Source organism: Saccharothrix variisporea (genome assembly GCF_003634995.1).
GTDB lineage: Bacteria > Actinomycetota > Actinomycetes > Mycobacteriales > Pseudonocardiaceae > Actinosynnema > Actinosynnema variisporeum.
Window position 1 is genome coordinate 8,222,966 of the sequence record NZ_RBXR01000001.1, and the last position, 14,883, is coordinate 8,237,848.

Sequence of the window (14,883 nt, forward strand, 5' to 3'; positions counted from 1 at the left end):
CTACTCCTTGTTCGCGTGGCCCGCGCGCAGGCTGGTGCGCACGTGCAGCAGGTAGCCACCGGGTCCGGCCGCCAGCGCCCGCCGCACCGCGCCGGGCACCTCGCGCGGGCTGCGCACGGTCTCGCCGGGCATCCCGAACGCCTCCGCCCACGTGACGAGGTTGGGGGTGTGCAGGCTGGTGCCGCAGTACGTGCCGGGGAACTGGCGGCGGGCGTGCTGGTCGATGGTGCCGTAGCCGCCGTTGTCGGCGACCACGACGACCGGGCACCGGCCCCGCGCCCGCCCGGTGGCCAGCTCGTCACCGGTCATCAGCAGGCCGCCGTCGCCGACCACCGCCACCACGGTCCGCTGCGGGAACCGGTGCGCCGCCGCGACCGCCGCCGGCACGCCGAACCCCATCGCCCCGTTGCCCAGCGCCAGCATCAGCCGGCGCGGGCCGGCGTGGACGTAGCGGTGGATCCAGCTGGAGAAGTTGCCCGCGTCGAACGTGATCACCGCGTCGTCCGGGAGGTCCGCGTCCAGCGCGGCGGCCACGTGGGTGAAGTCGATGCCGTCCTCGAACGGCTTCGGGTGCGGCGCGGCCAGGTCCTCGGCCAGCTCGTGCCAGCCGCGCACCCACGCCGAGCGCTCCGGCGCCGGGGCGGGCCAGTCGGCGGCGGCCAGGGCCTCCAGGACGTCCCTGGGGGCCTGCCGGTCCACCACGTGCACGCGCGGGCCGGACCAGCCGGAGGTGTGCACCTCGTCGGCGAACTCGCCCAGCAGCACCACGACGTCGGCCTGCGCCAAGCGCTCGCGCACCTGGCGCGGGGTGCCCAGGTGCAGGTGGCCCGCGTAGTGGGGGTGCAGGTTGTCCAGCAGGTCCTGCTGCTTGTTGCCCACCAGCACCGGCAGCCCGGCCTTCTGCGCCAGCACCGACAGCAGGTCGTTCGCGGTCGGGTCGGTGTGCTTCGATCGGAGCAGCCGCCCGGCCAGCAGCACCGGGCGCCGCGCGTCGGTCAGCACCGGCAGCAGCTCGCCCAGGTCCGGCTCGGCCAGCGCGGGCGCGGGCGGCGGCACCTCGACCCGCGCCTCGGCGGTCCACAGGTCCTCGGGCACCAGCAGCACCACCGGCTGCGGCACCGGACCCGCCAGCACCTCCGACGCCTTGGCCAACTGCTCGGCCAACCCGTCCACGGACAGCGTGAACGTCGTGGCCAGCGCGCCGAACATGCCCGCCAGGTCCGCGCCCTGGAACGCCGTGCGCCGGTCCGCGCCGGTGGGGATGTCGCCCACCAGCACCACCAGCGGCGTCGGGTCGGCCGCCGCCGCGTCCACCGCGATGGACACGTTGGTCGACCCGGGGGACCGGTTCACCGCGACGACGCCGGGCTTGCCGGTCAGCCGCGCCGACGCGACCGCCATGAACCCGGCCCCGCCCTCGTGCCGCGTGGTCACCGTGTGCAGGCCGTGCGCGCGGGCGCGGGCCAGCAACGGCAGGAACGCCTCGCCGGGCACGGTGCACACCTCGTCCGCGCCGAGGCCCGCGAGCCACCGGCACACCACGTCCACGACCATCAGCGCTTCACCGAGGGGTGCTGGAAGTCGCCGGTCGCCTGGTCCTTCGGCCACACCACGACCGCCTTGTCCGCCGCGTCGCCGACCTCCTGGTAGTGCATGAGCACGATCTCCGGCGGCTGGTGGTGGTCGTGGGTGAACCGGACCGGGCCGCGCCAGGTGCGGAAGCTGCCGGTCTCCAGCGCCAGCCGCAACGCGTCCCGGTCGTGCGCGCCCGCCAGCGCCGCCGCCTGGCCGACGATCACCACGTCGGTGAAGGCGTTGAGCGCGTTGTCCGGCGGGTAGCTGCCGAACTCGTTGTAGTAGGTGTCCACGAACCAGCGGCCGGTCCACGTCAGACCGGGCCACTCCGGGCTGAACCGGGTCGCCGGCCACACCACGCCCGTGCCCGCCTGCCCGGCGAAGCCCCAGTAGTCCGCCGAGCGCATGGGGAACGGGAAGCACACCATCATCGGCACCTTCGGCAGCAGCCCGGTCTCCGCGCCCGCCTCGATGATCATGTAGTTGGTGCGCACCACGCCCGCGTTGACCAGCAGGTCCGGCCCGAAGTCGGTGGCCCGCTGGAGTTCTTGTTTCAGGTCCTGCACGCCGTCCTGGGCGAAGTCCTCGCGGAACAGTTCCAGGTCCGGGATCGCCTCGGCCAGCGCCTCGCAGATCGTGTCCGCCAGCATCTGCCCGAACACGGTGTCCGCCGCCACCACCGCGACCCGCTTGAACCCCTGCTCGGCCGCGAAGCTCGCCATCAGCGGGGCGCGGTCGGCGATGGAGAAGTAGGTGCGGAACAGGTTCTTGCGGCCCTCGGTGATGGTGTTGTGGCCGTTCTCGATGAACGTCGGCACACCCCACTTCTCGGCCAGGTCCGCCACCACCGGACTGGTCCGCAGGTGCCACTGGCCCACCACGGCGCTGACCTGGTCCAGCATCACCAGCTTGGCCAGCCCGCCCGCCGCCGACCGGGACATGTGCTCGCGGTCGGCGGTGATCTGGTCGTTCTCCAGGAACAACCGGATCTGGCGCATGGAGAAGTCCCCGGGGTGCTCGGCCACGAACCGCGCACCCAACACCGCGCCCCGCACCACCAGCTCACCGGCGGTCGGGTCACCGGGCAGGCTCAACGGGGTCAGGATGCCGACGGGCACCGCCGCGCCGGTCACCGTCTGGTTGTGCGCGTCGACCAGGGCGCGTGCCCGGGTCTCGTTCTCGCTCTCACTCGACATCTCGCAACTCCCTTGTCTAGACGCCGAAGCGCGTGCGGTAGGCGGAGGTGGCGGCGCGCAGGCTGTCCGCGTCCAGGCCGAACTCCTCGGTGGAGTAGCGGTGCACGCCCTTGCTGCGCTGACCGTTCGCGGCGAGGTAGCTCTCCGTGGCGGCTTCGAACTCACTCGTGAAGGGCAGCCCGAGGAAGTCCGTGACCCGCCGCAGGGTGTGCCTGGGGTCGGCGACCAGCTCGCGGTAGCGCAGGTCCAGGACCGGTTGGTTCTTGACCAGGACGTCCCGGGCGTCGGCGAGCTTTTCGGTCAGCGGCACGATCCGGCTGCGCCAGAACGCGCCGATCTCCGGCAGGTCGAGGTCGTCGCTGCGGGCTCCGCGCACGGCGCGGCACAGGCTCGCGGTGGACGAGATGGCCTCCGCCGGGTCGCGGTGCAGGTGCACGAACCGGGCGTTCGGGTAGGCCGCGACCAGCTCCGGCAGGTACCAGGTGTGGAACGGGCACTTGAGGACGGGCGTGAGCGGGTTGCCCCGGTCGTCGGTGCGCCTGCTCATCAGGACTTCGAGCTGGTGGCGGTGCCACTGGTAGGGCACGGTCAGGTCCTGCCGGTGCAGCCACTCGCCGAAGGACGGGACGCGGTAGCGCATCTCCAGCACCATGCTGTGGAAGGTGTTCACCACCAGCCGCAGGCACTCGTCGGGCCGGTCGGCGTGCAGGTAGTGGATGCTCGCCAGGTCCGGGGCCTTGCGGTTGTAGTCGTCCACGTACGCCTGCGCCGCTTGCCGGACGGCCGGGTACGTCTCCGGGTCGCCCGCCGCCGCCACCGGGTCGGCCAGCTCCCACAGCTTCGGGCCGTGCAGGCTCGGGTGGAGGGCGAGGAGGTTGTGCAGCAGGGTGGTCCCGGTGCGCAACATGCCGATGATGACGACGGGGGCGTCGATGGGCGCGGGCTTGAGGTCGTTGTGCGCTTTGGCGACGTCCCGGATGACCTGGCGACTGCGCTCCAGGGAGCCCAGGACGACCGGCACGTCCTCCTCCCGCAGCCGCCCTTCGGCAAGCACGGCCGTGCGGAACCGCTCCTCACCGACGTCGAACATCGGCTCCGGCTGCAGCGTCGACTTCGGTTGCGCGGTTGGCTCCGGTTGCGGGGTCGGCTCCGGTTGCAGGGTCGACTCCGGTCGCAGGGTCGGCTTCGGTTGCGCGGTCACGAGTCCTCCCTCAGGGTGACGGCGTCACGGGGTGTGCGCCCGGCGCGCAGGTCGGCGAGGTTGTCCAGGAAGGTCCGGGCGACCTCGGCGGGTTCACCCGGGAACGCGAAGGCCCGGTGCGGCGAGACGACCAGGTTGGGCACCTGCCAGACCGGATCGTCGTCCGGCAACGGCTCGTTCTTGTGGACGTCCAGGAACGCGCCCCTGATCTGCTGGGAGCGCAGGGCCTCATACAGCGCTTCTTCGTCCACAGTGGACGCACGGCCGACGTTGACGAAGGCGGCATGCGCCGGCAACGCCCCCAACACCGCCTTGTCGACCAGGGGTTGGTCGGTAGCCGGCAGACAAGCCACCACATGATCCACTTCGGCGGCGATGCCAGGCAGCGCTTCAACCCCCACCGTCTTGACCGCCAACGGCACCGGCGTCCGCCCAGTCCGCGTCACCGCGACACACCGAGCCCCCAGCGCCGACAACCGCCTGATGACCGCCCGCCCGATCCGCCCGCCACCGAGGACGAGCACGGTCGCGCCATCCAGCATCACCGCCCGTCCCGTGTACCAAGCAGGACGGTGAGAAATTTCAGTTAACTCAACTAAATCCTTTAGCAGCATGAAGAGTCCGGCCACCGCGTACTCGGCGACGGCCTCGACCGGCACGCGGGCCGCGTTGGTGACCAGCGTGCCGGGGCGCAGGCCGGCCGCCGCCAAGTGGTCGGTGCCGGTGCCGGTCAGGTGCAGCCAGCGCAGGTTCGGGAGTAGCGGCAGGCAGTCCGGGGGGAACTGGTAGCCGACCAAGACGTCGATGGACGCGCGGGTCTCCGGGTCCAACGCGGCGATGGTGTCGGACTGGCGTACCGGGATCTCCGCCGCGATCCGGGGCACCAGCTCCGGCCACATCTTGGAGTGTGCGACCAGGACTTCCGGCCGGTCCCAGCTCACCACGCGATGTTCCGCTGAGCCAGCAGTTCGGCCACCGGCTCGGCGCTGCCCGACGCGCTCAGCTCCTGGATCAGCTCGCAGTTCTTGTTGATCTTCGAGGCGATCCACTCGCGCAGCCACGCCGACATCTGCGGCACGTTCAGGCCGTTCGGTGCGACGCCGGCGATGATGCAGCCGGTGACGGCCGCGCCGCCCACGTTGACGACGACGTCGGGGAGCACGGTCAGGCCGGCCTCGCCGAGCATCCGCCTTGCGGGCTTGGTGCAGCTCATGTTGCCGCCCTCGACGATGATCTTCGCGCGCACCGACGACACGACCGACTCGTCGATGGCGTCCGCGCCCGCCGCCAGCACCAGGACGTCCGTGTCGACCTTCAGCCACGCCCGGTCGCCGTCGTGCACGCGCACCGAGGTCGGCAGGCCCGACCGGTCGATGGTGCCGTCGGTGCTGGTGCACGCGATGAGCTTGTCCACCGGCAGCCCGGCCGGGTCCTCGACCGTGCCGAGGATGTCGGCGACGGCGACGATCTGGTGGCCGTGCGCGGCCAGGTGTTGGGCGACGCCGCGTCCGACGGTGCCGAAGCCTTGCAGCACAACGCGTTGCGGGGTGCGGGCACCCGAAGCGCGGATCGCGCCCAGTGCGGCGGTGGCCACGCCGAAGCCGGTGATGTCGACCATCGTGCGCCAGAACTCCGCCCAGTCCACGTTCAGGCGGGTGGCGCCGGGGCGGGTGGCGATGTCGTAGCCGGCGGCGGCGAAGAACATGTCGCGGTCGGGGTGGGTGGTGCCCTGGTCGCAGCCCAGGTAGACGCCGCCGTGCAGCAGCGGGCGGGTCACGCGGCCGAAGGTGCGCATCAGGTGTTCGCGGTCGCGGACCGGGCCGTTGGGGCGGATACCGGCCTTCGCGCCGCCGATGGGCAGGTCGACCAGCGCTAACTTGTGCGTCATCGCGCGGGCGAGTGCAGCCAGTTCGGTGGCGTCGACGGTCTGGGTCATGCGCGTGCCGCCCATCGCCAGGCCGTCGACCATGCTGTCGACCACCACCCAGCCGGTGGCGTCGCAGTCCGGCAGGGACAGCGTCGTGGAGAACAGCGGCGACGAGGCGTGAGTGGCGTCCGCGTGCAACAGGCTCATGTGGCGTTCCCCCAGGATTTTGGGTACGGCAAATTGGGCAGGGCGTGCTTTCGCGCCGCCGCAACAGCGTTATTGCGGCGGTTAGTGAATGGATTCGGGGCCCCCAGGCGCCGCGCTCATCAGAGCATCGGCCTCCGAGCCTCCTCTACCGCCGAAAGGGTGATCTGCCCAGCAGGTGGACACCCCTTGACAGGCTGCTCTAGCCTCGGGTCGCCGTTTACCGAGACCACTTGCCCGCGCTTTGCGGCCGATGTTCGCGACGGTTTTCCGGCCGCGCTTCGGGAATACGAAGGGGGACTTTGTGGGTGCCACGATCTGGTTGACCGGATTGCCCAGTTCCGGTAAGTCGACGCTGGCCGCGGCGCTGGCCGCCCGGCTCGCGGGCACGCACCCGGTCGAGGTGCTGGACGGCGACGTCGTGCGCCGTCAACTGTTCCCCGAGCTGGGCTTCAGCAAGGACGACCGTGCCGAGAACGTCCGCCGCACGGGCCTGGTGGCCCGCCTGCTGGCCGGTCACGGCGCCATTGTGATCACCCCGGTGATCGCGCCTTACCGGGCCGCCCGCGAGGCCGTTCGAAAGGATCACGAGGCGCACGGTCTGCGGTATCTCGAAGTTTTTGTCGACGCCGCGCCCGAGGTGTGCGCCACGCGCGATGTGAAGGGCTTGTACGCGCGTGCAAAAAAGGGTGAGATCACCGGGTTGACCGGTTTCGACGACCCGTACGAGACGCCCATCCAGCCGGAGTTGCACCTCCGTACGGATGAGTTGTCCGTCGAAACGTGCGTCGAACGCATGGTCGCCCTGCTCGACGGCACCGCGCGATGAAAGCCGCCGACCGCCTGGAGTCCGAGGCGATCCACGTCTTCCGCGAGGTCGCGGGCGAGTTCGACCGGCCGGTCATCCTGTTCTCCGGCGGCAAGGACTCGACCCTGCTGCTGCACCTGGCGGTGAAGGCGTTCTGGCCCGCGCCCGTGCCCTTCCCGCTGCTGCACGTCGACACCGGCCACAACTTCGACGAGGTCATCGAGTTCCGCGACCGGGTGGTCGCGAAGTACGGCCTGCGGCTGGAAGTGGCCCGCGTGCAGGACTACATCGACGACGGCCGCCTCCAGGAACGCCCGGACGGCACCCGGAACCCCTTGCAGACCGTGCCGCTGCTCGACGCGATCACCACGCACAAGTTCGACGCCGTCTTCGGCGGCGGCCGGCGCGACGAGGAGCGGGCGCGAGCCAAGGAGCGGATCTTCAGCCTCCGCAACGCTTTCGGGCAGTGGGAGCCGAGGAGACAGCGCCCGGAGCTGTGGAACCTCTACAACGGGCGGCACCGGCCGGGCGAGCACGTCCGGGTGTTCCCGCTGTCGAACTGGACCGAGCTGGACGTGTGGCACTACATCGCGCGGGAAGGGATCGAATTGCCGTCGATCTACTACGCCCACGAGCGCAAGGTCTTCCTGCGTGACGGCATGTGGCTGGCCGAAGGTCCGTGGGGCGGCCCGCGGGACGGCGAGCAGTTGGTGACCAAGACCGTGCGGTACCGGACCGTCGGCGACGGTTCGTGCACGGGCGCGGTCGAGTCGGACGCGGCGGACATCGCGTCGGTGATCGCCGAGGTGGCGGCGTCGCGGTTGACCGAGCGCGGTGCGACCCGGGCCGACGACCGGTTGTCGGAGGCCGCGATGGAGGACCGCAAGCGGGAAGGTTACTTCTGACCATGAGCGACCTGTTGAGGCTGGCCACCGCGGGCAGCGTGGACGACGGTAAGTCCACGCTGGTCGGCAGGCTGCTCTACGACACCAAGTCCGTGCTGGCGGACACGCTGGACGCCGTGCACCGGGCCAGCGCCGACCGCGGCCTGACCACCCCCGACCTGTCCCTGCTCGTCGACGGACTGCGCTCGGAGCGGGAGCAGGGCATCACGATCGACGTGGCCTACCGCTACTTCGCCACCCCGAACCGGTCCTTCGTCCTGGCCGACACACCAGGACACGTGCAGTACACGAGGAACACCGTGACCGGCGCGTCGACCGCCCAATTGGGTGTTCTTCTCGTCGACGCGCGCAAGGGCGTGGTCGAGCAGACCCGCCGGCACGCGGCCGTGCTGGCGCTGCTGGGCGTGCCGAGGCTCGTGCTGGCGGTCAACAAGATCGACTTGGTGGACTACGACGAGGTGACGTTCGTCCGCATCGCCAAGGAGTTCACCGCGCACGCCACGGCGCTGGGCTACCCGGAGGGCGCGGTGCTGGAGATCCCGGTGTCGGCGCTGGTGGGCGACAACGTGGTGGAGCGGTCCGACAAGACCCCGTGGTACTCCGGGCCGACCCTGTTGGAGCACCTGGAGACCGTGCCGGTCGAGCCCGACCCGCACGACGCGCCTTTCCGGTTCCCGGTCCAGTACGTCATCCGGCCGCGCACCGCCGAGTACCCGGACTACCGCGGGTACGCCGGGCAGGTGGCGGCCGGCACCGTGCGGGTGGGCGACGAGGTCGAGGTGCTGCCCGGCGGGTTGCGCAGCACGGTCGAGAAGATCGACACGTTCGACGGTCCGCTGGAGGAGGCGGCGGCGGGCCAGTCGGTCACGCTGCTGCTGGCCGACGACCTCGACATCGGGCGCGGCGACCTGGTCGTGGCGGGCGGGCGGCCGAGGGTGACCGACGAGTTCGAGGCGACGGTGTGCTGGCTGGCGGAGAAGCCGCTGACGCCGGGGGACCGGGTGCTGGTCAAGCACGGGACCCGGACGGTGCAGGCGGTCGTCGGCTCGTTGCACGCCCGGTTCGACGAGCAGGCGCTGTCCAGTGTGGACTCTCCGGGGTCGTTGCGGCTCAACGAGATCGGGCGGGTGGCCGTGCGCACGGCCCAAGCGCTGCCGTTGGACGAGTACGGGGAGGTGCGGCGGGGCGGGGCGTTCCTGGTCATCGACCCGGCCGACGGGTCCACCTTGGCGGCTGGGCTGGTGGGGGCTCCGTTGCCGGTGGAGGATGCCCGCACGTAGGTGGGCACTTTGCGCCTTTCGTGGGTGGCGCGGGTGGTGCGGTGGTGCGGGTGGTGTGGGTTTCAAGATCAAAAGGTGAAAAGATGACAAGCGGCGCTCGCCGCGCGGCAGGCCGCCAGCGGGGGGTGAAGGGCGTCGGTTCCCCCGCCGTATGGCCTGGCGGAGCCAACCACAGATCGCCCCGGGTGCCGCTGAAATTTTTGCTCGTTCCTCGCAAAATTTTCGGCTGCACCCGGGGCGATCTGTGGTAGCCCTTCGGGCAGGCCATACGGCGGGGGAACCGAGGCCCTCCACCTGTGGTGGTCACCACCGTAGACAGCGCGCTGCGCGCGTGAAGAGCAGTGCTGCGCGCCGGAAAGGGGTGGGAGAGCGAAGGGGCTTTGGGGAGCCCTGGGCCGAGGTTGCCGGCCCAGGGCGTCGTCGGGTCAGAACTGCAGGTACCAGCTGTTGAGGGTGCCCACGTCCTGGGCGGCCACGTCTTGGACGCGTAGTTTCCACGTGCCGTTGGCGACCTCGCCCGAGGCGTTGACGGTGTAGGTGGTGTTGATGTTGTCGCCGCTGTCGTTGCTCGACGTCTTCACCCTGAAGGCCGTGCCGTCCGGTGCCACCAGGTCGATCACCAGGTCACCGCGGTAGGTGTGGGTGATGTTCACGCCCACCACCAGGGCGGACGGGGCGTTGCCGTCGACACCGGACACGGTGATGGAGGACTCGACCGTGGCCAGGTCGGGCAGGGTCAGCGGGGTGGTGTTCTCGAACTTCTTGCCCGGCGGGGTGCCGGTGCCGGCCAGGGTCCACAGGGCGTAGGCGATGGCGTCGCTCATGCGGTCCAGTGCGGTGTTGTTGATGTTGGTGCTGGTGTCGCACGAACGGTGGTAGCAGCGGTCGAACGCGACGCCCGCCTGGCCGCCCCACTTCTGCGCCTGGGCCGAGGTCATGGTCACCTCGGCGCCGGTGAACAGGCCGCCGATCGGGATGCCCGCTCGCGCGAAGGCCGCGTGGTCGGACCGGCCGCCCACCGACGTCAGCTCGGTGGCCACCTTGCCGGTGAAGCCCGCTTCCAGCGTCTGCTGGAGCGCCAGCGAACCGGCGGGCTGGCCGGAGGCGCTGTAGACGAAGTAGCCCGGGTTCGGGGAGCCGATCATGTCGAAGTTCAGGTACGCCTTGATCTTCGACTTCTCGGTGCTCGACAGGCTGTTGACGTAGTTGGTCGAGCCGACCAGACCCAACTCTTCCGCGCCCCACCAGCCGAAGCGCAGGTGCTTGGCGGGCTGGAAGTTCTCGCGCGCCACGGTCAGCGCGGTCTCCAGGATGCCCGCCGACCCCGAGCCGTTGTCGTTGATGCCGGGGCCGCCGCTGACGCTGTCCAGGTGGCCGCCGAGCATGAGGACGTCGTTCGGGTCGCCGCCCGGCCAGTCGGCGATCAGGTTGTAGCCGGTGGCGGAGTTGTAGGTGAACGGGAGGACCTGGGTGGTGAACCCGACCGCGTCCAGCTTCGCCTTGACGAAGTCGATCGACGCCTTGTAGCCCGGACGGCCGTGCGCCCGGTTGCCGCCGTTGTTGTTGGCGATCGTCTGCAGGCTCGCGAGGTGCGCCTGGACGTTGGTCAGCGAGATGTCGGGCACGGCCAGGGTGGCCGGCTGGGCCGTCGCGGCTCCCGGTGGGCTGAGCAGGGCCGCGGCGAGCAGCAGGGCGCTCGCCAGCGGGGTCGTCCGCTTCAGGGACATGGCTGCCTCCGCAGGGTGTAGGGATAGCCACGGTCGAGCGTGGGGGCTGCGGGCAGCGGGGCGGTAGCGGCGTTCGTCGTGGCTCGTTCGGGGGAAATGCGACTTTCGATTTATTCCATCGCTTCAGTGCAGATTGGAATGTGTGACCCGCGAAAACCGCTGCCGACCTGCGCCGGGACGCCACGTACGCTGCGCCGGTGAACAGATCAACCAGGGCCGTCCCGGCTCCTGGAAGTTCGACGCGTTGGCGGTGCCGGCCCTCGGGGACGGGGCGTTGGCGGTGGAGCAGCGGGGTATTCCGGTCGACCAGTTGGTGGACGAGACCCTGGCCGCGCTCCACGGGGCGCATCGGGTGGCGCGGTTGAAGCAGCCGTTGGAAGGCTGAGGGGTCAGCCGTCCTGTTGGGCGGCTCGTTTGCGGCGCTTGCCCTCGTGCATGGCGACCACGCGGGCGACGGGGATGGTGTGGCCCTCCTCGACCAGGTCGGCCGGGAGTTGTTGGGGCGCGGGGAGTTGGTCGGCCCACGGGTCGCGGGAGTTGAGCACGGCCGGTGCGGTGTGGACGGTGAAGTCGCGGGGGTGCACGGTGTCGAGGTCGTCCCAGGAGACGGGGAAGGAGACCGGGGTGCCGGGGCGGATGCGGGGGCTGTAGGCGGCTACGACGGTGGCTCCGTAGGCGCGGGTCGAGTCGAGGAAGACCTTGCCGCCGCGCTCCTCGCGGATGTAGGCGGTGGTGGCGAGGTCGGGGTCGAGGCGTTCGGCGCGGGCGGCCAGGGCTCGGGTGGCGGCGGCCGCGTCGTCGTCGGAGGCGGTGATGGGGACGAAGACGTGCAAGCCCTTGGCGCCGCTGGTCTTCACGGCTCCGGACAGGCCCGAGTCGGCCAGGGCCCGCTGGACCAGGCGGGCCGCGGCGACCACGTGGGCGAAGTCCTCGCCCTCGGGTGGGTCGAGGTCGAGGACCAGGTGGTGGGGGTGTTCGCGGTCGTCGGCTCGGTGCAGGGGGACGTGGTACTCGATGGCCCGTTGGTTCGCGAACCAGAGGAGGGTCTTGCGGTCGTCGCACAGGGCGTAGCGGACCTTGCGGCGGGACGCCTCCGCCCACATCTCGACCGAGTTCACCCAGTCCGGTGTGTACTTGGGCAGGTTCTTCTGCATGAACGGGTCCTGGCCGCGCAGCACGCGGACCACGGACAGGGGGCGTCCGGCCAACCCGGGCAGGATGCGGTCGCGCACGGCGTCGAGGTAGTCCACCAGGTCGCGCTTGGTGGCCCCGGCGTCCGGGAACAGCGGCTGGTCGAGGTTGGTCAGCGCGACGCCGTCGCGTTCTTCGGCAGCTCCCACGCGATCACCCTCCACCGGTGGGGCGGCCCGGTCAACCGCTAGAGCAGGGCGGTGAGGCGTTCTTCGACGGCGTCGAGGGCCATGCGGACCGCGCCCAGGGCCACGTTGTTGACGCCGAGGGCGGAGACGCGCAGGTCGACGGGTACGAGCAGGAGTCGGGCCAGGCGCTTGCGGACGGCGTCGAACAGCACGTCGCCGGCCCGGGACACGCCGCCGCCGACGATGACGCAGCGGGGGTCCATGATGAGCAGTTGCACGGCCAGGCCGCGTGCGAACCGGGTGGCGATGGTGTCCACAACGGACAGGGCGGCGGGGTCGCCCGCAGCGGCGGCGTCGAACAGGACGGCGATGTCGCCGGTTTCGGCGAGCCGGTCGCGCAGGGGCTGGTCGCAGCGTTGCAGGCCCAGGCGCAGGATCTCGCCCGCGCCGACGAGGCGTTCGAACGCGCCCAGGCCGTCGGTGGGTGGCTTGGGTTCGTCGTCCAGGTCGGTGACCAGGTCGATGAACCCGAGTTCGCCGGCCGCCGAGGACGCGCCGCGGTAGGGCTTGTCGTCGATGACCATGCCGGTGCCGATGCGTTCGCCCCACTGGACGAACAGCAGGTTGTCCCCGTCGTCGCCGCGCCATGGCGCCGCCTCCGACAGACCGACGTGGCCTCCGCGCCACCGCTCGGCCACCACGGCGAGGTTGACGTCGTTCTCGATGGCGACCGGGCAGCCCAGCCAGTCCCGCAGTTCGGCGATGACGGGCAGGCTGGACCAGCCGGGGATGCTGGGTGCCAGCACGACCTCGCCGCGGTCGTGGTCGACGATGCCGGGGGTGCCGACGGCGGCCGACCACAGGTCGGTGGGGGTGATGCCGGCGTCGGTGGTGACCCGGGTGAGCGCGTCGCGCAGCAGGCGGACCACGCCGTCGCCGGTGTGCCCGGCGGGGGTGACCGCTTGGTGCTGCGCCAGGACGGTGCCGGCCAGGTCGGCGACCAGGACGACGACCTTGTGCGGGCCGATGTCGATGCCGGCGACGTGCCCGAGTTCGGCGCGGAACCGGGCGCGCTGCGCGGGGCGGCCGATGTGGTGCTCGGTGGTGCCGGAGAACTCGGCGATGCCGGCGTCGGCGAGGGCGGTGAGGGCGCGGGTGACGGCGGGGCGGGACAGGCCGGTGGCGACGACGAGGTCGGAGACGGTGGCGGTGTGGTCGTCGGCGTCGCGCAGGGCGTTGAGCACGGCGGTGGCGTTGATCCGCCGCAGCACGTGCGGGCCGGTGGCCGCTGATCCGGATGACACGCCCGGCCTCACTTTCCCCTGGTGCGGCGCACGGTAGCAGAGCCAGACCCTTGACAGGTGGTCCAGACCATAGCAGAGTATCGAACGGTTCGTTAGTAAGTGTGCCCTGCTCGTGGTTCGGGGAGGCCGCGGTGGAAGACGTGAAGTACCGGCGCATCGCCGATCACCTGATCGGGGCGATCGACCGCGGCGAGTACCCCGTGGGCAGCGTCCTGCCCACGCTGCACGAGCTGATGGACCGCTTCGGCGTGGCCCGGGGCACTGCGCGGGCGGCCGTGGCGGTGCTCATCGCGCAAGGCGTGGCGACGTCCAAGCAGGGCCTGGGGACGCTGGTGTGCGGGACGACGATCCCGCCGCAGAAGCAGGTGCCGCGGATGCTGCCCGACGGCGCCACCTACCCGAAGGTCGTGCTCAGCGGGTGGACGGCGGCCGGGCCCGAGGTGGCGTCGCGGTTCGGGCTGGACACCGGCAGCCTGGTGGTGCACCGGGTGCGCCACCACCACACCGGGACGCGGGTGACGAGCATCGACCAGCAGTGGCTGCCGCGCAGCGTGGCCACGACCATCGAGGAACTGACCGGGCACGACATCTCCGACCGGGTCGACACGCCGCAGCCGGACCTGACCCCGTTGCTGCGCTCGGCCGGTTTGGACCCGATCGTGGCGACGGTGCAGTTGGACGCGCGGCTGCCCACGCGGTCGGAGGCGGACACGTTGGGGATCTCGGGGGAGGAGCCGGTGCTGGTGGTGCACCGGATCACGCACGGCTCGTCGGGGACGCCGGTGGAGGCGACCACGAGCGTGTCGAGCACCGGGGGAGCGGCGCCGAGGTTCACCATCCCGATCACGGGGTGAGTCCCGCGCTGGGTCAGGGCAGCAGGCGGCGCAGCAGCAGGTCGAGGCGGGCGTTGTGGTGGTCTGGGCGTAGGCGGTTGCTGCCGGTGAGGGTGGCTAGGCCGTGCAGGGCGCTCCACAGGACCTCGGTGAGGGTCTCCACGTCGTCGTCGCCGGCCAGGGGTTCGACGACCGCTACGAAAGCGCCGAATGCGGCCTTCAGTTCCGGTGGGGAGTCTGGGGTGCCGAAGGGGATGTCGGTGCGTTGCACGAACATCGCGTCGTAGAGCGCTGGGCAGGTGTGGGCGAAGTTCAGGTAGGCCTCGGCGACCGCGCGTAGGGCTTTCGCCGGGTCGTCGTGGGAGGCGCGCGCCTCCGCGAGGGTCTTCGCCAGGTCGCCGCAGCCGTCGATGGCCACCGCCGACACGATCGCGTCCTTGCCCTTGAAGTGGCTGTACAGCACGGGTTGGCTGTACTCGACCCGTTCGGCCAGTCGCCGCGTGGTCACCGCCTCCCAGCCTTCCGTCTCGGCCAGGTCGCGGGCGGCGGCGACGATCAGGCGGTGGCGTTCGGCGCGTTCGCGTTCTCGTCGCTGTTGGATGGACACGTCTGCGAGGCTAGCACTGCTAGACAAACGAGCGCCCGCGTGTCTAGTGTTGCTCGT

At 71.0% G+C, this 14,883-nt stretch carries 14 protein-coding genes; 5 read left to right on the forward strand and 9 right to left on the reverse strand.

Annotated features, from left to right (window positions below):
• The 5 genes from DFJ66_RS37605 to DFJ66_RS37625 are packed head-to-tail and all read right to left on the reverse strand — an operon-like array spanning position 1 to position 6,046.
• On the reverse strand, positions 1-1,554 hold the full coding sequence (locus tag DFJ66_RS37605) for a thiamine pyrophosphate-dependent enzyme (protein ID WP_121228655.1): 1,554 nt from the start codon (positions 1,552-1,554) through the stop codon (positions 1-3).
• Positions 1,554-2,771: an ABC transporter substrate-binding protein gene (locus DFJ66_RS37610; RefSeq protein WP_121228658.1), complete on the reverse strand. Its 1,218-nt coding sequence runs from the start codon at positions 2,769-2,771 to the stop codon at positions 1,554-1,556. Before DFJ66_RS37610 ends, DFJ66_RS37605 begins: the two co-directional genes overlap by 1 nt.
• A 16-nt stretch (positions 2,772-2,787) precedes the next feature.
• A complete protein-coding gene (locus tag DFJ66_RS37615; protein ID WP_121228659.1) occupies positions 2,788-3,972 on the reverse strand; it encodes a sulfotransferase family protein in 1,185 nt (394 codons plus the stop codon).
• Complete coding sequence (locus tag DFJ66_RS37620; RefSeq protein ID WP_147459461.1) at positions 3,969-4,913, reverse strand: NAD(P)-dependent oxidoreductase; 945 nt, start codon at positions 4,911-4,913, stop codon at positions 3,969-3,971. Before DFJ66_RS37620 ends, DFJ66_RS37615 begins: the two co-directional genes overlap by 4 nt.
• Entirely contained in the window at positions 4,910-6,046 is a 1,137-nt protein-coding gene (locus tag DFJ66_RS37625; protein WP_121228664.1) for a Glu/Leu/Phe/Val dehydrogenase dimerization domain-containing protein, read from the reverse strand. The genes DFJ66_RS37620 and DFJ66_RS37625 overlap by 4 nt, the downstream gene beginning before the upstream one ends.
• Before the next feature lie 301 nt (positions 6,047-6,347).
• Here DFJ66_RS37625 and cysC point away from each other — a divergent pair, with 301 nt between their 5' ends.
• From cysC to DFJ66_RS37640, 3 genes are read left to right on the forward strand one after another with little or no spacing between them, the layout of a single operon-like run.
• On the forward strand, positions 6,348-6,872 hold the full coding sequence (gene cysC / locus DFJ66_RS37630; protein WP_246030075.1) for an adenylyl-sulfate kinase: 525 nt from the start codon (positions 6,348-6,350) through the stop codon (positions 6,870-6,872).
• Positions 6,869-7,756, forward strand: coding sequence for a sulfate adenylyltransferase subunit CysD (gene cysD / locus DFJ66_RS37635; RefSeq protein WP_121228669.1), 888 nt, complete (start codon positions 6,869-6,871; stop codon positions 7,754-7,756). Before cysC ends, cysD begins: the two co-directional genes overlap by 4 nt.
• A 2-nt stretch (positions 7,757-7,758) precedes the next feature.
• Positions 7,759-9,036, forward strand: coding sequence for a sulfate adenylyltransferase subunit 1 (locus tag DFJ66_RS37640; RefSeq protein ID WP_121228671.1), 1,278 nt, complete (start codon positions 7,759-7,761; stop codon positions 9,034-9,036).
• Between the two features lie 425 nt (positions 9,037-9,461).
• Here DFJ66_RS37640 and DFJ66_RS37645 read toward each other — a convergent pair whose 3' ends face one another.
• Positions 9,462-10,763: a M28 family metallopeptidase gene (locus DFJ66_RS37645; RefSeq protein WP_121228674.1), complete on the reverse strand. Its 1,302-nt coding sequence runs from the start codon at positions 10,761-10,763 to the stop codon at positions 9,462-9,464.
• A 142-nt stretch (positions 10,764-10,905) separates the two neighbouring features.
• Between DFJ66_RS37645 and DFJ66_RS42325 the strand changes: the two genes are divergently transcribed.
• The gene (locus tag DFJ66_RS42325) at positions 10,906-11,148 is read left to right on the forward strand and encodes a hypothetical protein (protein ID WP_147459462.1); all 243 of its coding nucleotides are present in this window, start codon (positions 10,906-10,908) and stop codon (positions 11,146-11,148) included.
• 4 nt (positions 11,149-11,152) lie between these two features.
• Here the strand turns inward: DFJ66_RS42325 and ligD are convergent, their stop codons facing one another.
• Together ligD and DFJ66_RS37655 are read right to left on the reverse strand one after the other, a co-directional pair.
• Entirely contained in the window at positions 11,153-12,103 is a 951-nt protein-coding gene (ligD, locus tag DFJ66_RS37650) for a non-homologous end-joining DNA ligase (protein ID WP_121228677.1), read from the reverse strand.
• 38 nt (positions 12,104-12,141) lie between these two features.
• Positions 12,142-13,386 carry an ROK family transcriptional regulator gene (locus DFJ66_RS37655; RefSeq protein ID WP_170199909.1) on the reverse strand — a complete coding sequence of 415 codons (1,245 nt, stop codon included), beginning with the start codon at positions 13,384-13,386 and terminating at the stop codon, positions 12,142-12,144.
• A 131-nt stretch (positions 13,387-13,517) separates the two neighbouring features.
• Here DFJ66_RS37655 and DFJ66_RS42330 point away from each other — a divergent pair, with 131 nt between their 5' ends.
• The gene (locus DFJ66_RS42330; protein WP_170199911.1) at positions 13,518-14,240 is read left to right on the forward strand and encodes a GntR family transcriptional regulator; all 723 of its coding nucleotides are present in this window, start codon (positions 13,518-13,520) and stop codon (positions 14,238-14,240) included.
• Positions 14,241-14,253: 13 nt separating this feature from the next.
• Here DFJ66_RS42330 and DFJ66_RS37670 read toward each other — a convergent pair whose 3' ends face one another.
• A complete protein-coding gene (locus DFJ66_RS37670; protein WP_121228686.1) occupies positions 14,254-14,826 on the reverse strand; it encodes a TetR/AcrR family transcriptional regulator in 573 nt (190 codons plus the stop codon).
• Positions 14,827-14,883 lie beyond the last annotated feature (57 nt).

What these genes read in the sequence shown, in the direction of transcription:
- cysD (WP_121228669.1), top strand. Translation starts at nt 6,869, where the DNA reads ATGAAAGCCGCCGACCGCCTGGAGTCCGAGGCGATCCACGTCTTCCGC.
- DFJ66_RS37625 (WP_121228664.1), bottom strand. Translation starts at nt 6,046, where the DNA reads ATGAGCCTGTTGCACGCGGACGCCACTCACGCCTCGTCGCCGCTGTTC.
- DFJ66_RS37610 (WP_121228658.1), bottom strand. Translation starts at nt 2,771, where the DNA reads ATGTCGAGTGAGAGCGAGAACGAGACCCGGGCACGCGCCCTGGTCGAC.
- DFJ66_RS37640 (WP_121228671.1), top strand. Translation starts at nt 7,759, where the DNA reads ATGAGCGACCTGTTGAGGCTGGCCACCGCGGGCAGCGTGGACGACGGT.
- DFJ66_RS37605 (WP_121228655.1), bottom strand. Translation starts at nt 1,554, where the DNA reads ATGGTCGTGGACGTGGTGTGCCGGTGGCTCGCGGGCCTCGGCGCGGAC.
- DFJ66_RS37645 (WP_121228674.1), bottom strand. Translation starts at nt 10,763, where the DNA reads ATGTCCCTGAAGCGGACGACCCCGCTGGCGAGCGCCCTGCTGCTCGCC.